This window comes from Polynucleobacter sp. TSB-Sco08W16, assembly GCF_018687455.1.
Taxonomy (GTDB): domain Bacteria; phylum Pseudomonadota; class Gammaproteobacteria; order Burkholderiales; family Burkholderiaceae; genus Polynucleobacter.
In genome coordinates this window covers 1,698,514-1,720,988 of sequence record NZ_CP061291.1, presented here as the reverse complement: position 1 = coordinate 1,720,988, position 22,475 = coordinate 1,698,514, and the positions used below count along the sequence as shown (strand labels likewise).

The 22,475-nt window shown below is 46.3% G+C and carries 19 protein-coding genes; 9 read left to right on the top strand and 10 right to left on the bottom strand.

Translation table 11 applies throughout. From position 1 onward, the window contains the following. Positions 1-17: 17 nt before the first annotated feature. The 6 genes from hpf to FD961_RS08540 all read right to left on the bottom strand — a co-directional run bounded on the left by hpf (position 18) and on the right by FD961_RS08540 (position 4,086). Complete coding sequence (gene hpf, locus FD961_RS08565) at positions 18-341, bottom strand: ribosome hibernation-promoting factor, HPF/YfiA family (RefSeq protein ID WP_071466201.1); 324 nt, start codon at positions 339-341, stop codon at positions 18-20. 184 nt (positions 342-525) lie between these two features. Continuing rightward, entirely contained in the window at positions 526-1,293 is a 768-nt protein-coding gene (gene lptB / locus FD961_RS08560; protein ID WP_215393475.1) for an LPS export ABC transporter ATP-binding protein, read from the bottom strand. After that, positions 1,290-1,841, bottom strand: a complete 552-nt coding sequence (locus FD961_RS08555) for an LptA/OstA family protein (RefSeq protein WP_251371260.1) — start codon at positions 1,839-1,841, stop codon at positions 1,290-1,292. Before FD961_RS08555 ends, lptB begins: the two co-directional genes overlap by 4 nt. Positions 1,842-1,851: 10 nt before the next feature. After that, a complete protein-coding gene (lptC, locus tag FD961_RS08550) occupies positions 1,852-2,493 on the bottom strand; it encodes an LPS export ABC transporter periplasmic protein LptC (RefSeq protein ID WP_215393474.1) in 642 nt (213 codons plus the stop codon). Between the two features lie 3 nt (positions 2,494-2,496). Beyond that, positions 2,497-3,069 (bottom strand): HAD family hydrolase, encoded by a 573-nt coding sequence (locus tag FD961_RS08545; protein ID WP_215393473.1) that lies wholly within the window; start codon positions 3,067-3,069, stop codon positions 2,497-2,499. A gap of 24 nt (positions 3,070-3,093) precedes the next feature. Further along, a complete protein-coding gene (locus tag FD961_RS08540) occupies positions 3,094-4,086 on the bottom strand; it encodes an SIS domain-containing protein (RefSeq protein WP_215393472.1) in 993 nt (330 codons plus the stop codon). Positions 4,087-4,097: 11 nt separating this feature from the next. Between FD961_RS08540 and FD961_RS08535 the strand changes: the two genes are divergently transcribed. Further along, entirely contained in the window at positions 4,098-6,080 is a 1,983-nt protein-coding gene (locus tag FD961_RS08535) for a monovalent cation:proton antiporter family protein (protein ID WP_215393471.1), read from the top strand. A gap of 18 nt (positions 6,081-6,098) precedes the next feature. Here the strand turns inward: FD961_RS08535 and uvrA are convergent, their stop codons facing one another. Beyond that, positions 6,099-8,987: an excinuclease ABC subunit UvrA gene (gene uvrA, locus FD961_RS08530; RefSeq protein WP_215393470.1), complete on the bottom strand. Its 2,889-nt coding sequence runs from the start codon at positions 8,985-8,987 to the stop codon at positions 6,099-6,101. A gap of 37 nt (positions 8,988-9,024) precedes the next feature. Between uvrA and FD961_RS08525 the strand changes: the two genes are divergently transcribed. Further along, on the top strand, positions 9,025-10,209 hold the full coding sequence (locus FD961_RS08525; protein ID WP_215393469.1) for an MFS transporter: 1,185 nt from the start codon (positions 9,025-9,027) through the stop codon (positions 10,207-10,209). A gap of 80 nt (positions 10,210-10,289) precedes the next feature. Next, positions 10,290-10,745 carry a single-stranded DNA-binding protein gene (gene ssb / locus FD961_RS08520; protein ID WP_071466192.1) on the top strand — a complete coding sequence of 152 codons (456 nt, stop codon included), beginning with the start codon at positions 10,290-10,292 and terminating at the stop codon, positions 10,743-10,745. A gap of 84 nt (positions 10,746-10,829) precedes the next feature. Here the strand turns inward: ssb and queF are convergent, their stop codons facing one another. The 3 genes from queF to ilvA are packed head-to-tail and all read right to left on the bottom strand — an operon-like array spanning position 10,830 to position 14,123. Next, positions 10,830-11,657 carry an NADPH-dependent 7-cyano-7-deazaguanine reductase QueF gene (queF, locus tag FD961_RS08515; RefSeq protein ID WP_215393468.1) on the bottom strand — a complete coding sequence of 276 codons (828 nt, stop codon included), beginning with the start codon at positions 11,655-11,657 and terminating at the stop codon, positions 10,830-10,832. A 15-nt stretch (positions 11,658-11,672) separates the two neighbouring features. Next, on the bottom strand, positions 11,673-12,587 hold the full coding sequence (locus FD961_RS08510) for a 5'-nucleotidase (RefSeq protein ID WP_071466190.1): 915 nt from the start codon (positions 12,585-12,587) through the stop codon (positions 11,673-11,675). A 15-nt stretch (positions 12,588-12,602) separates the two neighbouring features. Beyond that, positions 12,603-14,123, bottom strand: a complete 1,521-nt coding sequence (gene ilvA, locus FD961_RS08505; RefSeq protein WP_071466189.1) for a threonine ammonia-lyase, biosynthetic — start codon at positions 14,121-14,123, stop codon at positions 12,603-12,605. Positions 14,124-14,257: 134 nt separating this feature from the next. On the opposite strand from ilvA, the gene FD961_RS08500 reads away from it, so the two are divergent. The 6 genes from FD961_RS08500 (at position 14,258) to ubiB (ending at position 22,475) form a co-directional block, all read left to right on the top strand. Continuing rightward, positions 14,258-18,097 (top strand): FAD/FMN-binding oxidoreductase, encoded by a 3,840-nt coding sequence (locus FD961_RS08500; protein WP_215393467.1) that lies wholly within the window; start codon positions 14,258-14,260, stop codon positions 18,095-18,097. Beyond that, on the top strand, positions 18,097-18,483 hold the full coding sequence (locus tag FD961_RS08495; RefSeq protein ID WP_215393466.1) for a gamma-butyrobetaine hydroxylase-like domain-containing protein: 387 nt from the start codon (positions 18,097-18,099) through the stop codon (positions 18,481-18,483). Before FD961_RS08500 ends, FD961_RS08495 begins: the two co-directional genes overlap by 1 nt. Next, positions 18,483-19,226, top strand: coding sequence for a bifunctional demethylmenaquinone methyltransferase/2-methoxy-6-polyprenyl-1,4-benzoquinol methylase UbiE (gene ubiE / locus FD961_RS08490; RefSeq protein WP_215393465.1), 744 nt, complete (start codon positions 18,483-18,485; stop codon positions 19,224-19,226). Before FD961_RS08495 ends, ubiE begins: the two co-directional genes overlap by 1 nt. Positions 19,227-19,294: 68 nt before the next feature. Continuing rightward, on the top strand, positions 19,295-20,212 hold the full coding sequence (locus FD961_RS08485; protein WP_215393464.1) for a Tim44 domain-containing protein: 918 nt from the start codon (positions 19,295-19,297) through the stop codon (positions 20,210-20,212). Positions 20,213-20,265: 53 nt separating this feature from the next. Beyond that, entirely contained in the window at positions 20,266-20,886 is a 621-nt protein-coding gene (locus tag FD961_RS08480) for an SCP2 domain-containing protein (protein WP_215393463.1), read from the top strand. Between the two features lie 2 nt (positions 20,887-20,888). After that, complete coding sequence (ubiB, locus tag FD961_RS08475; RefSeq protein ID WP_071466184.1) at positions 20,889-22,475, top strand: ubiquinone biosynthesis regulatory protein kinase UbiB; 1,587 nt, start codon at positions 20,889-20,891, stop codon at positions 22,473-22,475.

Genomic DNA, 22,475 nt, shown 5'->3' with positions numbered 1-22,475 from the left:
TGTCCTGATGGTTTAGATCACTCAAAATGCTTGTCGTGATGATGATCCTGAATCTTTTCTTTGTGTTTTACGACTTGGCGCTCTAATTTATCAACCACTGCATCCATCGCATGGTAGAGGTCCGCATTGTGTGCTTCAGCGAACAGTTCCTTGCCCTTGAGATGAATTGTGATCTCGGCACTTTGACGTAAATCTTTTTCTTTGGCGTTATCAACAACCAAAAAAGCAGAGGCATCAATGACGTGGTCGAAGTGTTTGCGAATTTTGGCCATACCAGCCTCAAGGTGCGTACGCATGGCGGGTGTTACCTCAACATGGCGGCTATTAATTTTTAAATTCATTCGCAACTCCTTTTATCAATGCGTGCGCAAGCTCATGCCGGGGTGCGCAGCAAGCCCCTATTAATTTGTTGAGCAGTTTTTTTTGGAAAATGAACCATGAGCCTCCAGCGTATCAGCGAATTTGCTGAAAACCAAGAGGGGAAGGTACTTTTTATTGCAGATATGCGGAGAAGCCTTGTCTGGCTTACATCCGGAAGTTTTCGCCCAGGTAAACGCGGCGGACGGCATCATTTTTAATAATTTCGTCTGGCTTACCTTCTGCAAGAACGCTTCCTTCGCTAATAATGTAAGCGTGATCGCAGATACCAAGGGTCTCTCGAACGTTATGGTCAGTAATCAATACGCCAATTTGGCGATCTCTTAAGAAGCGAACAATCCGTTGAATCTCCCCAACAGCAATAGGGTCAACACCGGCAAATGGCTCGTCCAGCAGGATAAATTTTGGTTGCGAAGCAAGAGCTCTGGCGATCTCTACACGTCGACGCTCGCCGCCAGAAAGTGAGAGAGCTGGGTTATTTCGTAAATGGCTAATTTGGAGTTCACCTAAGAGTTCATCAAGACGGTTGGATATTTCCACCTTGGTTAATGGCTTGCCACCTTGTACTTGAAGCTCTAAGACTGCTTGGATATTTTCAGCAACATTAAGTTTTCTAAAAACGGATGCTTCTTGTGGGAGGTAGGACAGACCCATACGAGCCCGCTCATGAATAGGTAAGTGAGTAATGTCTGTTCCATCAAGCACAATGCGACCGCTATCAAGTGGAACCAGGCCGACAATCATATAAAACGAGGTGGTTTTACCCGCACCATTGGGCCCAAGTAATCCAACAACCTCACCGCACTTCACTTCGACTGAAACATCTCGCACGACTGTTCTAGAGCCATAACGTTTTTGGAGGTTGTGGGCACTCAGCGTTGGAGTGTTATTGGTTTGAGCTAAATCCGTTGTCATTTCTCTAGTGTGGCTTTTCGTCTTGGTGAAAGGATTGCTCTAGCTAAAGGTAAGTCCTCTGGTTTTGCATCCGCAGGAGGCGTTACTCGATAGCGCTCGGTAATATCATCGTACTCAATTTTCCAGCCTTGCAACTGATCAAGCATTTGCATGTTCAGAGAACGACGCAAACTGGCATCACCAGTAATGGTGAGCATTTCAGTCTTGGCGTTATAGCTTAGTTGGGTGCCGCGACCTTGCATGTATTCATCAGGAATGCCCTCTTTACGCTGTCTAAAGCTAGCAGTGCTATCCGCAGAACCTTTGACATCTACAAACTCGTAACCCTCAGGATCAACTTGAATATGGCCACTTTCACCAGTGATGACGATACTTCCTTTAATCAGCAAAACTTGACCATTGAGATCGTAGATCTGTTGCACATCATTTACCGACACTTTTTCGGCCTCAAGAACGATGGGCTTGTCTTGATCTGCTTTTTCAGCTTGGACGGCACTATTCATGAGCAGAATGCTCAACGCAAGCAAGAGAAGAGGTAGGCGACTCATGAACAACATTCTATTGAGGACTCCGCGGGGCACGTTCAATACGTCCTCTAACCTGACCGGAAAGGGTCATGCTCTGCTGAACATTGTTGAAGGTTCCGCCATCAGTTGAGTGCATGATTGACATACCCTGCTCTAGCGTAATAGGCCGATCAGTTTCGATAATGTCATCGTTAATTAAAACCTTGTAATAGCTTGATGAAGCGAGCATTCGTAGAGTTGCAGGCTCTGTTGCTGTTGCTGCTTGTGCAGGTCGAAAGATGGAAGCATTCTCAAAGAGCTCAATGACGGTGAGGTCCCCATCTACATGGCCAGTATTAGACCTTACTGTTACAGGCGCCTTATCTGGTTGGAAAAGACGCATACGAGGTGCATCGATATCAATTGACGCGTCGTCATCGTAGTGCGTGACTTTATTCCCCAAAATTCTGTATTTGGTACTACCTTGTTCGTTTAAGGTGGAGAGAGCGCCGTCTTTAATGATGTAGTCAGGTTCATGAAGGCGAACGCGCTCGAGCATAGAACTTTCTGGAGGCGTGTTTCTTTGCACTAACCAAAAAGTCATCAGGGTCAAAGCACCCATCAGTATCAAGGGCATGAGACGCAAGAGCGTACGGCTAATACTCAATTTGATATGCTGAGAATTCAGTTGCATTACTTAATTACGAGCCTTATTTAGCAATTCCTCGTAGCGACTTTGTGCTTTCAGAATAAGGTCGCACACTTCTCGTACTGCGCTATTTCCACCTGTACGAGTGGTTACAAAATGCACAAATTCCTTAACGGCTTCATGCGCTTGAGCGGGGGCAATTCGGAGACCTGCATTTTTCATCATAGCTAAATCAGGCCAGTCATCACCCATGACAGCACAATCACCAGATGTGAGTCCGAGCGATTTAATTACCTCCTCTAAAGCAAATGCTTTATTTTCAACACCCATGTGCACATGTTTAATGCCAAGCTCATCACAGCGTGCCAAAACCATTTTAGAGTTTCTGCCAGTAATAATTGCGGTTGGAATGCCGCATTGTTCTAAGAGTTTGATTCCAAGACCGTCTTGAATGTCAAAAGCTTTTAAAGACTCTTTGCCATCACTACCAATCCACACTTGACCATTGGTGAGCACGCCGTCAACATCTAAAACAAGTAGCTTGACTTGGCCTGCGCGCTCCCAGGCTTGTGGATATTGGGACAGCGGATTGGTGTTGTGGGGATTAAAAGCGCTAGGCATGGCTGTATTAAATAGTCCGCTACGTTAAATAACTTTGGCTGCAAAGAGGTCATGTAGATTTAGGGCGCCCAAAAGATGGCCATCTTTATCTGTTACTACTAAATGATTGATGCGATGTTTTTCCATCATCTCGATCGCCTCTTCAGCCAATAGCTCTGGTGGAATGGTGCGAGGGCTGGCGGTAGTTGCATTCTGTAGAGTGATATCGCTCAAGTTAGTATTTTTTTCCAAGAGGCGACGTAAATCACCATCAGTCAGAATGCCAAATACTTTTTGTTTTTCATCTAAAGTGACGACCATACCCATACGCTTTGATGTCATTTCTAATAGGGCATCTTGTAGTGATGCCTGAATAGAAATTTTTGGCGTGTCGTCAAGACTGCGCATGACTCCGCTGACATGCATTAATTGTTTGCGGCCTAATCGACCACCTGGATGAGAGCGCTGAAAGTCTTCAGCCTGAAAACCACGAGCGTCCAATAAAGCAACAGCTAAAGCATCACCCATGGCTAATGCTGCCGTAGTGCTGGTTGTTGGAGCTAGATTTAATGGGCACGCTTCTTTTTCTACGCTGGTATCTAAGTGCGCGTCTGCTAATTGAGCGAGAGAGGAATTCGGTGCGCCAGTTAAGGCGATCAGTTTTGCGCCCGTACGTTTAACAATCGGAACAATGGTTAATAGCTCATCGGTTTCACCAGAATTGGAGAGCGCTACAAAAACATCATCACGGGTAACCATTCCTAAATCACCATGACTGGCTTCCGCTGGGTGAACAAAGAATGCAGGGGAGCCGGTGGAGGCGAAGGTGGCAGCGATCTTACGGGCAATATGACCTGATTTGCCAATGCCGGAGACCACAATTCTGCCTTTACAGCCATGGAGCAGTTCCACTGCATGTACGAGTGCGTCTGCGTTAATGCCCTCTAGGCGATCACGCATGGTTTGCAGTGCAGCAGCCTCAATGGTGAGGGTATCGCGTGCAAGCTTTAGGGTACGTTCACGAGTCTTAGCTATCATCGAGTAAGTATATGCCGTCAGTCCTTCAATTAACCCTCATTCTCCTGGCCTCTGGTGTGGCTGGAGTGGTTATTTTCCGCTATTTTGGCTTACCCCCTATTTTGGGCTATTTGGCCATTGGCGTATTAATTGGGCCTAATGCCCTGGGTTTGGCAAATGACTCTGCAACCGTGAAGTATTTAGCGGAATTTGGGGTTGTTTTCTTGATGTTCTCGATCGGCTTGGAATTTAATCTTCATAAGCTCCGGTCAATGCGAAATATCGTATTTGGCCTGGGGGGCAGCCAAGTTCTATTGACAATGCTTTTGGCGGTGCCTGCCAGCTTGTTGATGAATTGGATTTACCCCATTTCGTGGCAGGCAGCGATTGCCCTGGGCGGCGCTTTAGCTATGTCCTCGACAGCAATTGTCACAAAACTCATTTCTGATCGATCCGAGCTGGAAACAGAGCACGGTCGTAATGTAGTCGGTATTTTGTTGTTCCAAGATTTGGCGGTCGTTTTCTTATTAATCTTGCTGCCTTCTTTGGGAAAAAATCCTAAGGATCTGTTTGTGGCTCTGACGGCTGCCTCTATCAAAATCACGATTGCATTAGGGCTGATTTTCTTTATCGGCCAGTCACTCATGAGCCGCTGGTTTAGATTGGTTGCCAAGTTACGCTCTCAAGAGTTGTTTATGTTGAACCTCTTGTTAATTGTTCTTGGCATGGCAGCCTTGACTGAACACTTTGGTTTATCTCTTGCTCTAGGTGCATTTCTGGCGGGAATGTTGATTTCTGAAACGCCTTATCGCCATCAAGTGGAGGAGGATATTAAGCCGTTCCGCGACGTTCTCTTGGGACTCTTCTTTGTAACAATTGGCATGCTGCTCGACTTTAATGTCATTCTTGGACAATGGATGCTGGTCTTGGCGCTTTTGCTTGGCCCATTGATATTCAAGTTTGGCTTGATTGCCATACTTTCTAGACTCTTCGGCTCAAGTCCCGGCATATCCATTAGAACGGGCTTATGCCTAGCTCAGGCAGGCGAATTCGGCTTCGTGTTGCTGACCCAAATTGATGGCTTGGATTTAATTGATCCCACGCTAAGTCAGGCTGTACTTGCTGCAATGTTGCTCTCGATGTTTTGCGCACCGTTCTTGGTTGAATACAGCGATCGTATTGCAATGCGCTTCTCTAGTAATGAGTGGTTGCTGCAATCACTTGCATTAACGCGCGTGGCTGCGAAAAGCGTACGCAATGAAAATCACGTCATCATTTGTGGTTTTGGTCGTTCAGGTCAAAGCTTGGCTCGTATGCTTGATCAAGAAAGGATTCCATACATTGCATTAGATCTGGATCCTGATCGCGTGAAAGAGGCGGCTGCTGCTGGCGATAATGTGGTCTATGGCGATGCGAGCCGGGAAAATTATCTAGTTGCTGCTGGGCTTTCGAGGGCAAAGACGGTGGTGATTACCTATGCTGATACTGCCGCCAGTTTACGGGTATTGCGTCAAGTTGAACATTTGCGTCCAGGGATGACTGTATTGGTGCGCACTCGAGATGACGCTGATATTGCTAAGTTACAGGCAGCTGGTGCTACCGAGGTTGTTCCTGAATTAATCGAAGGTAGTCTGATGATTGCTTCCCACGTTTTGCTCATCATGGGCGTGCCGATGCGTAAAGTGGTGCGGCGTATTACGACTGCACGTGAGGAGCGCTATAGCTTGTTAAGAGGCTATTTTCGAGGTGCAGGTGATGATGACTTTGGTTCAAACGAGTCTTGGCGTTTGCATTCCATTACCTTGTTGCCAAATTCTCAAGCGGTTGGCAAAACTCTGGGCGAGCTTCATTTAGAAAATGAAGGAGTAAGCATACAAGCGGTCCGTCGCAAAGGTCGCAACGCCGATTATGTGAAGTTGGCATTAGCCCCAGAATTGCGTCTGGAGGCTAACGATATTTTGGTGATCTCAGGTAATTCAGAAGCAACTGATTTGGCCGAAGCTAAATTACTCTGAGATCTGCGCCTAAGGCGCCTATTTCTTTTTCTTGGCTGCTACTGGTTTACGAGTTAGTAATGGTGCTAAATAGTGACCAGTAAAGCTGACTTCATTCTTGGCAACATCTTCAGGTGTTCCAGTAGCAATGATTTGACCACCACCAGCGCCACCTTTGGGGCCTAAGTCAATAATCCAATCTGCAGTCTTGATGACATCTAAATTGTGCTCAATGATGACAATCGTATTGCCTTGCTTCTTGAGGGTTTGAATCACCGTCAACAACAGCTGAATATCATGGAAGTGCAGGCCAGTAGTTGGCTCATCTAGGATGTACAGTGTTCTGCCAGTATCACGCTTAGAGAGCTCTAAAGAAAGCTTGACACGCTGCGCTTCACCGCCAGATAAGGTCGTCGCACTTTGTCCCAGTTTTACATAACCCAGACCGACATCTAAGAGCGTTTTGAGTTTGCGTTTAACCACTGGCACTGCTTCAAAGAATTCATGTGCTTGCTCGATTGTCATCGAGAGCACTTCGTGAATGTTCTTACCTTTATATCGAATGTCTAAGGTTTCGCGGTTATAGCGTTTGCCATGACAGACATCACACGGTACGTACACATCTGGCAAGAAATGCATTTCTACTTTGAGGACGCCATCACCTTCGCAAGAATCACAGCGACCACCTTTGACGTTAAAGGAGAAGCGGCCAGCTTCATAGCCGCGTTCACGTGATGCAGGCACGCCTGCAAAGAGTTCGCGAATCGGTGTAAACAGGCCTGTATAGGTAGCAGGGTTAGAGCGTGGTGTTCTGCCAATCGGTGATTGGTCAACGCTAATGACTTTGTCAAAGTTCTCTAAGCCCTTGATGGCATCATGCGCCGCAGGTTCTGCATTGGAGCCATATAGATGTTGTGCAACCGCATGGTGCAAGGTGTCGTTAATGAGGGTTGACTTGCCTGAGCCAGATACACCAGTAACGCATGTCAGAAGTCCAACAGGAATCTTTGCATGTACTGATTGCAAATTGTTTCCACGCGCTCCAATGATTTCTAAAAATCGATCATTTGCGGGGATACGCTTTTCTGGAACGGCGATTGCTTCGCGTCCAGCAAGATAGGCGCCTGTCAATGATTTCGGATTAGCTTCTACTTCTGCGGGCGTACCTTCTGCAACGACTTCACCGCCATGCACTCCTGCACCAGGCCCAATATCAATAACCCAGTCTGATGCGCGGATCATGTCTTCATCATGCTCAACCACTAAAACACTATTCCCTAAATCACGCAGGTGCTTGAGTGTGCCAATGAGTCGATCATTATCACGTTGATGCAAGCCAATCGAGGGCTCATCGAGTACATACATCACGCCTGTTAAGCCAGAGCCTATCTGGCTTGCAAGACGAATACGTTGGGCTTCGCCGCCAGAAAGTGTGTCGGCGCTGCGCTCAAGCGAGAGGTAATCAAGACCCACGTCGTTTAGGAAACGTAGGCGCGCACTAATTTCTTTAACAATCTTATCGGCAATTTCTCTTTTAGCACCTTTGAGTTCAAGTGCTTCAAAATATTCTTTAGCCTCTTTGAGTGGTAAGGCGCTAATTTCGTAGATTGCTCGAGACTGTTTCTTCTCGCCTACTTTAACGAAGCGGGCTTCTTTACGTAAACGGCTGCCATTGCATGATGGGCAGGTTTGAACATTTTGATAACGAGATAATTCTTCGCGCACCGTCATGGAATCAGTTTCGCGATAGCGTCTCTCGAAGTTTGCAACGATCCCCTCAAATGCATGCTCACGAATACTGTTCTTGCCGCGCTCATTGATGTACTCAAACGGAATAGTGACATCGCCAGAGCCCAATAGAATCAAATCTTGTTGTTTCTTATTGAGCGTTTCAAATGGCCTCTCCACATCAAAGCCACCATGCTTGGCAAGGGTCTGTAGGAGTTTGAAATAAAACTGATTGCGACGATCCCAGCCTTTAATCGCACCAGAGGCAAGAGACAGGTCAGGGTGCGCAACGATACGCTTAGGATCGAAGAAGGATTGGTGGCCAAGGCCGTCGCATGAAGGACAAGCGCCCATCGGATTGTTAAAGGAGAATAGACGTGGCTCTAGTTCCTGCAAGGAGTATGAACAAACTGGGCAAGCAAACTTGCTTGAGAAAATCATTTCTTTGCCAGTATCCATATCAACAATCATGGCTTTACCGTCAGCAAGACGTAAGGCTGTCTCAAAAGATTCTGCAAGACGCTGCTGAATATCGGGGCGTACTTTGATGCGATCCACTACCACTTCGATTGAATGCTTATCGTTTTTCTTGAGCGTGGGCAGTTGATCCACTTCAAATATTTCTGCTTTAGCGGTATTCGTTGTGCCACCACCAGAGCGAACGCGGAAACGGACAAAGCCTTGTGCCTGTAGGTCTTGGAAGAGATCGACAAATTCGCCTTTGCGCTCACTTACCACTGGCGCAAGAATCATGAGCTTCGTATCTTCAGGCATTGACAATACAGTGTCGACCATTTGTGAAACGCTCTGTGCTTCTAATGGAAGATCATGGTCTGGGCAATGCGGTGTACCAGCGCGTGCAAATAATAGCCGCAAGTAATCATGAATTTCTGTAACAGTACCTACAGTTGAGCGTGGGTTGTGGCTTGTTGCCTTCTGCTCAATCGAGATAGCTGGTGATAAACCTTCGATCGTATCGACATCAGGTTTTTCCATGAGCTGCAAAAACTGACGCGCATAAGCGGAGAGGGATTCAACGTAGCGACGTTGACCCTCTGCGTACAGCGTATCGAAAGCTAATGAGCTTTTGCCTGAGCCGGATAAGCCAGTAAGGACGACGAGCTTCTCTCTAGGGATGTCTAGATTGATGTTTTTGAGGTTATGGGTGCGGGCACCGCGGATCTTAATTTCGTTATTCATGATTTTTTAGCGTAACTTGTTAATATAGCTCTTTCCCATGAATCCTTCTGAACTCCGATCCACTCTGGCCTTAGCGGGCATCTTTGGCCTCCGAATGCTGGGCCTATTCTTGCTTTTGCCTGTCTTTAGCATCCATGCGCGGGGCTTGCCAGGCGGTGAACATGCTCTTTGGGTAGGCCTTACCCTGGGGATCTTCAATATTGTTCAGGCCTGTTTTTATATCCCTTTAGGTCGTTTATCAGATCGAATTGGTCGTAAGCCCGTTGTTCTATGGGGTCTGTCCCTATTTGTGGCTGGTGCCCTGATCTGCGCAGCCAAGGACGATTTACTCTGGATTGCCATTGGGCGTGGGGTGATGGGCGCTGGAGCGGTCTCAGCAGCAATTTCTGCCTGGGTAGCTGATTTAACTCGTGAGCAAGTACGCACTCGGGCAATGGCACTGGTCGGCGGCAGTATTGCTCTCTCATTTGCTTTGTCATTGGTGATCGCTGCGCCGATCTACCGCGTCATTAGTTTGGGCGGAATTTTTATCGTCCTAGCGGTACTTGGTGTAACGGCGATGTTTGTGACTTATTACGTTTTACCGACAACCAAGCCTGAAGTCAAAATTCAACAAGCCCCTCTCAAAGAAGTATTTTTTAGGCCAGAGTTAGTACGCTTAAATATTGGCGTATTTGTTTTGCACGCTACGCAAGTAGCCATGTTCTTGGTTGTGCCGCGTTTATTGGTGCAGGCGGGTTTACCCCTTTCATCTCATTGGGAAATTTATTTACCTGTTGTGCTGCTCTCTTTTTTCTTCATGGCCCCAGCTATTATTTACGGCGAGAAGAAGCAACAGTTAAGAGCGATATTGTTAGCCGCAATTGTTTTATTGCTGGTTGCAGAATTGATCTTTACACAAGCAAATTCAGTAATGACGATCGCAGCTGCATTGCTGGTTTATTTTGTAGGCTTCAATTTACTCGAAGCATTACAGCCCTCACTGGTGTCACGTTTTGCTAAAGAATCTAAGGGCACTGCCTTAGGCATCTACAACACTACTCAATCGATTGGCCTCTTCTCAGGGGCTGTTATTGGTGGTTATTTGATGGATAGCCATGGTGATTTATCGGTCTTTGCCATGGGTGCATCCCTCTTGGTTTGCTGGCTTATAATTGCTTGGTCGATGGGTGAAATGCCAACGAGATCAGCAGACTCCAAGGATGCAGTCACAAAGACATAACCGCAGCTTCATTGATTCAATTAAGCCGAGCAGTTTATTTTTAGTAGTAATAACAGCAGTATTTTTCTTCGGGAGACAACATGGCTTCGGTAAATAAGGTCATCATCGTAGGTAATGTAGGACGTGATCCAGAAACGCGTTATATGCCAAGTGGCGACGCCGTTACAAACATTTCAGTAGCAACATCTGATCGCTACAAAGACAAACAAACTGGCGAAATGAAAGAAACCACAGAATGGCATCGCGTTGCATTCTTTGGGAAGCTTGCAGAAATCGCTGGTCAGTACCTCAAAAAAGGTTCACAAGTTTATGTTGAAGGACGTTTGCGCACACGTAAATGGACTGATGCTAGTGGGCAAGAAAAATATTCCACAGAAATCGTTGCAGAAACAATGCAAATGCTTGGTGGCAAGCCAGTAGGTGGAAGCGGTGACGGCGGCGAAAGCTATGCGCGCTCAAAGCCGGTTGAGCAGTCTGCTCCAGCCTCATCTAATGCTGCATCACTCGGTGCAATGGATGACGATATTCCGTTCTAAGAATTACTAAACAACGCATCGGTCACGGACTGGTGAGTTGGATAGCAAAAACCCCTTCTAGGATTTCCTACAAGGGGTTTTTATTTACTGTCTTGCGTGCCGAATATTCTCTGGCCAAGGTGAATTGTGATCCGTGCGGAACGGGTTGATATCTAAGCCACCGCGTCTTGTGTAGCGGGCATAGACTGACAACTTTTCAGGTTTACACTGGCGTTTGATATCAGTAAAGATCGTTTCTACGCAATGTTCGTGAAACTCGCCCAATTGTCTAAAGCCAATAAGGTAGCGCAATAAACCCTCTTCCAAAATGGGTCTGCCTTGATAGCGTATTTGTACGCTGGCCCAATCGGGTTGACCTGTGACAGGGCAGTTTGATTTGAGGAGGTGAGAGACTAAGCATTGCTCAATTGGACCAAAAGACTCATTCACCCCCAAGAGGCTTGGGTCAGCAGTCAGGTTGGGGTCTACTTCAATATCAAGACGATCCATCAAAATACCGCCCATCTCCTGCATACCTTTTTTAGCAATGCTTTCTGTGGGGTTTATGCGAGTAGTGATCTTGCTGCCAGCAACTGCGGATAAATCAGTGATGAGTCTTTCCTGAACTTCATGCTCATCTTCAAAGCGTGCGCCGTTCAGGCTATTGAGGTAAAGCTTGAAAGACTTAGACTCAATCATATTTGGCGAGTCTGCAGGAATCTGAAACTCTGCCAATGCAATTTGCGGCTTACCTTTTTTATTGAGCCAGCTGAGCTCAAAAGCATTCCAAATATCAACACCTACGAACGGTAATGTCTGACCTTCTTTGAGACCAAGCTTTTTTCTGTTCTCAGCCCTTGGAATCGGAAATAGCAAGCTCGGATCATATTGATCTGGGTATTGTGTTGATTGTCCAAGAGCTAACGTTGCCATGAAATACTTTTTAATTTAGTTTTGATTCTTGGGTTTATTAGAGACGCCAGATACAACGTGACCTGTTGGTGCAACTGAAGCTGCTGACTGGCAATGACCAGTTTGATCATCAAAGAAAAAATCTGGCTCGAACTCTCTTAAGAATTCACTTTTGGACAGGCCGCCTAAGAACATCGCCTCATCGACATCGATTCCCCATGCCATCAGAGTTCGAATCGCACGCTCATGTGCTGGTGCAGAACGTGCTGTCACTAATGCAGTACGAATGCGCATACCGTTTTCACTTGTAGAGCGTTGTAGTCTGTGAAGCGCCTCAAGTAGTGGTTTAAAAGGACCTGGAGGCAAGGGTATATCGACCTTCTTGCTCTCGTGATCCACAAAGGCTTCGAGCCCTTTTTTCTGGAAGACCTGTTCGGCTTCATCAGAAAAGAGTACGGCATCTCCGTCGAATGCAATGCGAATTTCATTCGGATGTGATTCAGCTGTCTTACTAGATTCTGGGTAAACCCGTGCTGCGGGGAAGCCAGCGTCAATTGTCGCCCGCACATCATCTTCATTGGCAGATAAGAAGAGATTAGCGTGCAGTGAGCGTAGGTAGTGATAAGGAGGGCGCCCTCTAGTAAATACACCACGTTCTAGATGCAGACCATGGTGCTCTGCAGATCGGAAGACTCGCAAGCCACTAACAGGATCATTGCGAGAGAGAATTACTACCTCTACGCGCTGCTCGCCTTCATCATTGAATGCGAGCAGTTTTTTAACTAGCGGAAAGGCAACCCCTTTTTGAGCTGCTTCACTGAGGCGCTCAAGCTGTAACTTCATATAGGCGCTGTCATCAGTAGATTCGAAGATGCGATTTTCTTCTTCAAAATCAAACAAGGCGCGCGATGAAATCGCAACGACAAGTTTTCCGGTGAGCGTATAGGACATCTTGCGAATTACACCTTATTTCAGAAACAGACGATAAGCAGGGTTATTGCTCTCGTCCCAGTGCGGATAGCCCAAAGTTGCTAAGAAGCTTTGAAATTTCTTCTGTTCATTCTGAGGAACTTGGATCCCTATTAAGATGCGGCCGTAATCAGCGCCATGGTTCCGATAATGAAATAAGCTGATATTCCAGTTGGGCGCCATGCTAGTCAAGAACTTCATCAAAGCGCCTGGACGCTCAGGGAATTCAAAACGGTAGAGCAATTCATCTTTGGCAAGGGCAGAATGGCCGCCCACCATATGGCGCAAGTGGGACTTTCCTAGCTCATCATGCGTGAGATCAATGGTTGCAAACTTGGCCTTACGAAAATGTTTCGCAATGACTTCGTTGTCACCAGCTTTTTGCGTGCTAATGCCTACAAAAATATGCGCTTCACTTTGATCGCCGATGCGATAGTTGAATTCGGTGACATTTCGCTTTCCAAGCAGTTCACAAAAACGCTTAAAGGATCCGCGTTCTTCCGGAATAGTTACAGCAAATACTGCTTCACGGAACTCACCAACATCTGCACGCTCTGCCACAAAGCGCAGGCGGCTGAAATTCATATTGGCACCACAGGCAACGGCTACAAGCGTTTTCTTTTTGATACGTTTCTTTTCTACATACTTCTTCATGCCCGCAATAGCTAAGGCTCCAGCGGGCTCAAGGATGCTACGGGTATCCGTGAAAACATCACTAATAGCTGCACAGATCTCATCGGTGTCGACCGTGATGATTTCATCAACCACTTTTTTACAGATGCGGAAAGTTTCTTTGCCAACCAATTTGACGGCAGTGCCATCAGAAAATAAACCAACATCTTTCATCTCAATACGCTTGTTTGCTTTGAGTGATTGATTCATCGCATCCGAGTCTGAGGCTTGCACGCCAATGACTTTGGTCTTTGGGCTAACGGCTTTGATATATTCACCAATGCCAGAAATTAAGCCACCTCCACCAATTGCAACAAAAACAGCATCAATTGGTTTTTCATATTGAGTAAAAATTTCATGCGCAATAGTACCTTGCCCAGCGATAACATCAGGATCGTCAAATGGGTGCACAAAGGTCAAACCCCGTTTTTTGGCAATCGCTTCTGAATGTTTAAAGGCGTCGCTATAGGACTCTCCGTGCAGAATGATCTCCACCCAAGAGCCGCCTCTAGCCTTTACTGCGTCGATTTTGAGACTGGGAGTCGTCACGGGCATAACGATGACAGCTTTGCACTTCATTTTGGCTGCTGAAAGGGCTACACCCTGGGCATGATTTCCTGCGGAAGCCGCGATAACCCCGCGTTTGAGGGCTTCTGGGGGTAAATGGGCCATTTTGTTATAGGCGCCACGGAGTTTGAAGGAGAAAACCGGCTGGTTGTCCTCCCTTTTCAGTAGCACTTGGTTGCCCAAACGCTTAGTTAGTTCGGGGGCCAGCTGTAGCTCTGTTTCTCTGGCCACGTCATAGACGCGAGCCGATAAAATTTTCTTTAAATAGTTCGTTGCCATCCGATGAGCGTACCACGGATGGCTCCTAAGCCCTTAGATTTGCAAGGGTTTATCTTCTCGGGGAGCAACTTTCTCTGTTTCCTGCCACTATCAGGTTCGCTCTATTAAAATGCTTATTTATAAAATATGTCGCTATGAACGCACCTCTAGCTTTGAACCAGTTGTTGGATGCTGAAGCGGGCTCTCCCCGCCTTCGTGAAATCCCCTACAACTACACCTCCTTTTCTGATCGAGAAATTGTCATTCGCTTATTGGGCGAGGAGTCTTGGCGTGTTCTGAATGAGCTGCGTGGCGTTCGCCGTACTGGACGTTCAGCCCGCATGTTGTTTGAAATTCTGGGCGACATTTGGGTGGTACAGCGCAACCCATTTTTGCAAGATGATTTATTGGATAGTCCCAAACGTCGTCAGCAATTAGTTGATGCCTTATGGCATCGTTTGGGCGAAGTGAAGAAGCGCAACAAAGGTGACTCTACTGAGCAAGTAGAAGTTTTGTTGGCGGCTGCTTATCGCGCAATCGAAAATTTTGAAAATGGTTTTAAAGAGGTCGAGCAAATACGGAAACGTGCTCGCAAAGAATTAGGGCGTCACACTGCTAGCGACAATATTTGTTTTGATGGCGTATCACGTGCAGCGCATGTTACTGATGCAACGGACTGGCGCGTTGAATTTCCATTAGTTGTCTTGAAGCCAGATTACGAATCAGAAATTCCAGGCTTAGTAAAAGCGTGCGTGGAATTAGGCCTCACGATTATTCCTCGTGGAGGTGGTACTGGTTATACCGGTGGCGCCATTCCGCTGTATGCAATGTCTGCGGTGATTAATACAGAAAAATTGCAAGATATTGGTGCAGTGAAGTCTCAACATCTACCAGGGGTTGATCATGAAGTGTCAACCATCTTTACAGGTGCCGGCGTAGTAACGCGCCGAGTAGCAGATGCTGCAGAGCATGCTGGCTTAGTGTTTGCGGTAGATCCTACTTCTGCTGATGCAAGCTGTATTGGCGGCAACATTGCAATGAATGCCGGCGGTAAAAAAGCAGTCCTCTGGGGTACTGCTCTCGATAACTTAGCTAGCTGGCGTATGGTGGATCCTCAGGGAAATTGGCTCGACGTTGTACGTCTTGAGCACAACCTCGGCAAGATTCACGATGTTGCAACTGTGCGTTTTCAGCTCACTTGGTCTGATGGTAATGGTGAGCCTGGTCAGCGCATTCTAAAAACGGAATTATTAGAAGTCGAAGGTAAGCGTTTCCGTAAAGAAGGTTTGGGTAAAGACGTTACTGATAAATTTTTATCAGGTTTACCTGGCGTGCAAAAAGAAGGTTGCGATGGTTTGATTACTAGCGCAACTTGGATCTTGCATAGCATGCCTAAATTTATGCGCACTGTTTGTTTAGAGTTTTTTGGTCAAGCACGCGAAGCAATTCCGAGTATTGTTGAGATCAAAGCCTATCTAGATGGTTTAAGCAAGCAGGGCGGTCCAATTTTGGCTGGTCTTGAGCATTTAGACGATCGTTATTTACGCGCGGTCGGCTACTCAACAAAATCAAAGCGCAATAGCTTACCGAAGATGGTATTAATTGGTGATATTGCGGGCGATAACGAGGAAGCAGTAGCTGCTGCCACTAGTGAAGTTGTCCGCATGGCCAACCTTCGGGTTGGGGAGGGCTTTGTGGCGGTTAGCGCTGAAGCTCGCAAGAAATTCTGGTTAGACCGTGCCCGCACAGCTGCTATTGCCCGTCATACCAATGCTTTTAAGATCAACGAAGATGTCGTCATTCCTTTGCCGCGCATGGGTGAGTACACCGACGGTATTGATCGTATCAATATTGAGCTCTCTCTTAAGAACAAATTACAAGTTTTGGATGGCCTCGAAACCTTTTTGAAAAAGAGTGCTTTGCCATTAGGTAAGAGCGATGCTGAGTATGAAATTCCAACTGCAGAGATCCTTGGAGATCGCGTTCAACAGGCTCTCGAGCTCATTGCAAAGGTACGCACCCGCTGGGCTGATTGGCTCTTGCAAATGGATACTTATTTTCCACAACTGCAAGATTACAGTTTGCGTGCTTCATGGAAAGAAGAGGTCCGTTCTGAGTTACGTATCATCTTTGGCGGCTTAGCATTCGAACCTATTCTTGCCGAGTTAGAAGCGATTCACAAAAACATTTTGCGTAAGCGTGTATTTGTAGCGCTGCATATGCATGCAGGCGACGGAAATGTACACACCAATATTCCAGTCAACTCTGATGACTACGAGATGTTGCAAGATGCACATCGTGCCGTAGATCGCATTATGAAGCTGGCACGCTCTTTAGATGGCGTGATTTCAGGTGAACATGGTATTGGTATTACTAAGCTTGAGTATTTGACTGAAGCTGAACTCAAAGACTTCCGTAGCTATAAGAATCGCGTTGATCCAGAGGGTCGTTTCAACAAAGGCAAGTTAATGCCGCATGCTGATCTCAGCATGGCCTATACACCGAGCTTTGGTTTGATGGGGCATGAGTCCATAATCATGCAACAAAGTGATATTGGTGCGATTGCTGATAGTGTGAAAGATTGTTTGCGTTGTGGCAAATGCAAACCCGTTTGCTCAACGCATGTGCCACGCGCCAACCTTCTTTACAGTCCACGCGATAAGATCCTAGCAACATCACTATTAATCGAAGCCTTCCTATATGAAGAACAAACGCGCCGTGGCGTGTCGATTCGACATTGGGAAATGTTTGATGACGTTGCTGCACATTGCACCGTCTGCCATAAGTGCTTAACTCCTTGCCCAGTCAAAATTGACTTTGGTGATGTGACTATGAATATGCGCAACTTATTGCGCAAGATGGGTCAGCAGCGCTTCAATCCTGGTACTGCAGCATCGATGTTTTTCTTGAATGCAACTAGCCCAGAGAGTATTCATCTGGCTCGTAAGACCATGATTGGTTGGGGTTACAAGCTGCAACGCTTAGGCAATGATGTTCTGCGTAAGTTTGCAAAGCAACAAACTGCCCATCCTCCTGCAACAGTAGGTAAGCCGAGCATTAAAGAGCAGGTTATTTTCTTTGTAAATAAGAAGATGCCAGGTAACTTACCTAAGAAAACTGCTCGCGCACTCTTGGATATCGAAGATGCGAATTATGTCCCGATTATTCGGGATCCAAAAACAACCTCTGCTGATACTGAGGCAGTGTTTTACTTCCCGGGTTGCGGTTCTGAACGCTTGTTCTCCCAAGTCGGTTTAGCTACTCAAGCTATGTTGTGGAATGTGGGTGTACAAACTGTCTTGCCACCGGGTTACTTATGCTGCGGTTATCCACAACGCGGCAATGGTGACTTTGACAAAGCCGAGAAGATGATTACGGATAACCGTGTGTTATTCCATCGCGTGGCCAATACTCTGAATTATTTAGATATCAAAACGGTAGTTGTTTCTTGTGGAACTTGCTATGACCAATTGGCTGGTTATCAGTTTGAACAAATCTTCCCAGGCTGCCGCATTATTGATATTCATGAATTTTTGGCAGAGAAGGGCGTTAAGCTCTCTGGAGTCAAGGGCGTGAAGTATATGTATCACGATCCGTGCCACTCTCCAATGAAATTGCAAGATCCTTTGAAGACTGTCAATGAGCTAATTCAGCTAGAAGATGGCAAAGCAATTGCGAAGAATGATCGCTGCTGTGGTGAATCCGGCACATTAGCTGTGACACGTCCTGATATTTCTACTCAAGTACGCTTTCGCAAACAAATTGAGATGGAAAAAGGCGCCAACGATTTGCGTAAGGACAACTTTACTGGTGATGTGAAAGTACTCACCAGCTGCCCTTCTTGTTTGCAAGGCTTAACTCGCTTTGATGCAGATAGTGATACCACTGCAGATTACATTGTCGTTGAGATGGCTCAAAAGCTACTCGGTGAAAACTGGATGCAAGATTACGTCGCTAAAGCAAACCAAGGTGGCATCGAAAGGGTCTTGGTTTAATGATTCCAACGAATATCGTTGTGCACCAACAGACTAAGGTCTTGGAGCTTGCTTATGAAAATGGCAGTACTTATCGCCTGCCTTTTGAGTTGCTCAGAGTGGTTTCGCCATCTGCTGAGGTGCAAGGACATGGACCTGGTCAAGAGACTCTGCAGACCGGTAAGCGGGATGTATTGATTGCGAATCTTGAGCCCGTGGGACATTACGCCCTAAAACCTACGTTTTCTGATGGCCATGATTCAGGCCTCTATTCTTGGGATTACTTATATTTCTTGTGCGAGAACCACGAGCAAGTATGGAAAGAGTATTTAGATAAATTAGCCGCTGCAGGTCTTGATCGTGATGCGCCCATGATTAAGCAGGGGCATTCTTGTGGAAGCCACTAATGAGTAAAACTCACTTCGGTTATCAAAGCGTTGACGAGGGCGAGAAGGCTGGCAAAGTTGCTGAGGTATTTCATTCGGTAGCCAGCAAATATGATGTGATGAATGACTTAATGTCATTTGGGTTACATCGCGTGTGGAAAAAAATAACGATTGCTAGAGCAAATGTACGTCCTGGTCAAAAAGTATTGGATATTGCCGGCGGCACCGGAGATTTGGCTGCAGCGTTTGCTAAGGCGACAGCTTGGGGTCATAACCCTGAGGCTCAAGTTTGGTTAAGTGACATTAATGCGTCCATGTTGGGCGTTGGTAGGGATCGCTTGCTTGATAAAGGCATGGCCTTACCCTGCGTACAATTTGATGCAGAAAAAATTCCATTCCCAAATAATCATTTTGATGTTGTAACCGTTGCTTTTGGTTTGCGTAACATGACCCACAAAGATATTGCCCTAGGGGAAATGTGTCGCGTCATCAAGCCGGGCGGTCGAGTGATGGTTTTAGAGTTCTCTAAGCCGGATGACTTTTTGCAGCCAGTCTATGACGCATATTCATTCAAGGTATTGCCTTGGTTGGGTGAAAAAATTGCACAAGATTCAGAAAGCTATCGTTATTTAGCTGAATCGATTCGTATGCATCCTGATGCAGAGGCGCTAAAAGAAATGATGCTAGGCGTTGGTTTTGATGAAGTTGAAACCCACAGAATGACCGGGGGTATCGTAGCTTTACATATTGGTATTAAATACTGATAGATGTATAGTTTTTAAGCCTTTAAAAACTAAAGCAGTGCAGAAGTTATTCGAAGGGGTATGTAAAAATGAATCAACATTTTTTTAAAGCAGTTTTCTTGAGCATGATTCTGGTATTTGCATCCATTAGTTCTGCTGAGGCAGGACGATTGGGTGGCGGCAGAAGTTTCGGACGAGCCCCAAGCGCCCCAATTCAGAGGCAAGCTACTCCTATTCAAAAGCCAGCACAACCTGCTCAGGCACAACCTGCAGCTCCAAGCGCAGCCCCACAAGCTCCAGCCCCAAGTAGGTTTGGTGGTATGGGTGGCATCTTAGGTGGGCTGGCCGCAGGTCTAGGTATCGGCTATCTCTTATCTCATTTTGGTTTGGGTGAAGCTGCATCCTCACTCATTACTGGTTTGCTAATTGCTATGCTTGCCGGTTTTGTCATCATGTTCATCATCCGTCGCCTACTTCCAGCGTTATCAGGAGCTACCCAGAATTCCAATGTGCCTACCTCGGGTATGCAACGAACTTCTGTAGATGCATTAAGTAGACAAGAACCTGGTTTTACGCCTGCTGCAAATGCATTTGCTGGTGTTAGTGCTGAACCTGAGGCTTTTGTTTCAACTTTGCCACCTGGTTTCGATGAGCGTACATTCTTAGAAAATGCAAAACAGTATTTTGTGACTTTGCAAAAAGCATGGGATTTGGGTGATCTGGCTTCCTTAAGTGAATTTACTACCCCTGAAATGTTTTCAACAATTCAACAAGATTTGGCGGGGCGAAGTGATAGCGCCAATCAAACAGATGTGATTACTATCAACGCCCGACTTTTGGGGATTGAGACTAGTGAGGCGCATTATGTTTGTAGCGTTCAATTTAGCGGCATTATTCGTGAGCAGCCAGGGGCGGCAGCCAGTGATTTTTCAGAAATCTGGAATTTAAGTAAGCCAGTAGAGGGTCCTGGAGGCTGGGTACTGGCGGGTATTTCTCAGTTGGTTTAAGCTTAAGGTACTTTCCGTTGGAAAACCCGCACTAGTGCGGGTTTTTTACACTTATGAATACACTATCTTCTTCAACCCATACCATTGCCGCGAGCGCTGCTTGCCGTGGGATAAACCATGTATTGAGTGGTGAACCCTGGGCTTGTGCTGAGCTAGCAAAACATGTTGGCAAGACGGTCCTTATCCAACTTCCTTTTGGACGTCTCTGTTTTGAAATTCATGCGTCTGGATTATTAGGTAGCTTGAAAGAGTTGGAGGCCCCATCTTTGGCGCTGGAAGTGTCTACAAAAGCTTTAAGCGACTTGGCTGGCAGTTCTGGAAATTTACGTGAACAAGCTTTCAAGGCGGTCAAAATTACGGGCGATGCTGATTTGGCTCAGTTGATTGGGCGCTTGGCTGCTCAGTTGCGCTGGGAGTATGAAGAGGATTTAGCGCACTTTATAGGGGATGCACCTGCCCACTTTGCGGTAAGGCAAGGTAAAAAAATTGTCTCTGCAACACAATCTGCAGCCAGTGATTTGCTGGACAATCTAGTGGAGTATGTGAGCGAAGAGAGAAAAGTGCTTTTAAACAAACGAGACTTTATGGCTCGTAAATCCGAATTAAACGACTTGCGCGATTCAGTAGATCGTCTAGAAAAGCGCATTCAACACATAGAGCAAAAGGTCAAATAATCGTGCGTCGTATTGCTCGTCTTTGTTTTATTTTCTTCACCGCATGGCGATATGGTCTATTGCCCTTATTGCGCGATGTTCTCAAGCCAGGCATCGGTCGTAGTTGCTTGACGGTTGTGTGCTGGACTTCACCTGGCACTAAATTACCCAGAGGCGAACGTATTCGTCTAACGTTAGAAGCGCTTGGTCCTATATTTGTGAAATTTGGACAAGTACTTTCTACGCGCCGTGACTTGTTGCCAGAAGATATTGCCAATGAGTTAGCAAAGTTGCAGGATCAAGTTCCGCCATTTTCAAATGAAGAATCTCGTCGTTTGATTGAAGAAGATCTGGGTCAATCAATTGAAGAAGTGTTTATCAGCTTTGATGCAACTCCTGTCGCTAGCGCATCCGTTGCACAGGTGCACTTTGGAGTTTTACGAGGCACTACCAAGCATCCTGAATGGGAAGGTCGAGAGATTGCCATTAAAGTCTTGCGCCCCGGCATCTTGCCAGTCATTGATGGTGATCTAGCTTTAATGTACGACCTTGCCAAGATTATTGAAAAGAGCTCTGAAGATGGCCGCCGTTTAAAGCCTCGCGAGAACGTAGCCGAGTTCGACACCTATTTGCATGATGAGCTTGACCTTATGCGTGAGGCAGCGAATGCAAGCCAACTGCGGCGATATTTTGTGGACTCCAAGAAACTCATGATTCCGGAGATGTACTGGGATCTGTGTCGTACCAATGTCATTGTCATGGAGAGAATGCATGGTATTTCGATTGGACGTACAGCAGAGCTGCGAGCAGCCGGTGTGGATTTTAAAAAGTTAGCAGCTGATGGCGTAGAAATATTTTTCACCCAGGTTTTTGAATACGGATTTTTCCACGCAGACATGCATCCTGGAAACATCATGATTAGCTTAGAGCCAGAAACTTTTGGACGCTTTATTTCCTTAGATTTTGGAATTGTTGGTGCTTTAAATCAGTCTGATAAAAATTATTTAGCATTGAACTTCTTGGCTTTCTTCAATCGCGATTACCGTCGGGTTGCTGAGCTTCATATTGAATCCGGTTGGGTTCCCGCTAATACGCGCGTAGAAGAATTAGAGGGTGCAGTGCGCTCTGTATGTGAGCCTTATTTTGATCGCCCACTCAAAGAGATTTCTTTGGGCCTGGTGTTGATGCGTTTATTTCAGACTTCACGTCGCTTCAAGGTTGAAATTCAGCCTCAACTGACCCTGTTGCAAAAGACACTCTTGAATGTGGAGGGTCTGGCGCGTCAACTTGATCCAGACCTGGATTTATGGAAAACAGCCAAGCCAATTTTGGAAAAATGGGTTGATAAGCAGTTGGGTTGGCGCGGATTGCTAGATGGCTTAAAGGAAGAAGCACCTACCTGGGCCAAAATATTGCCTACCTTGCCTCGTTTGATTGCCGAGAGCTTGGCTCAAGGCCGGCATCAAATTAAAGACCAAAACGGCGAATTAGAGGTCTTAAAGGCCCTTTTATTGCAAGAAAGACGCACCCATCGCCTAGTGGCAGGGGCTTTGCTCTTTGCAGGTGGATTTTTGGCCGGGATTTTGATCATCGGCCTTGGCATTTATTAG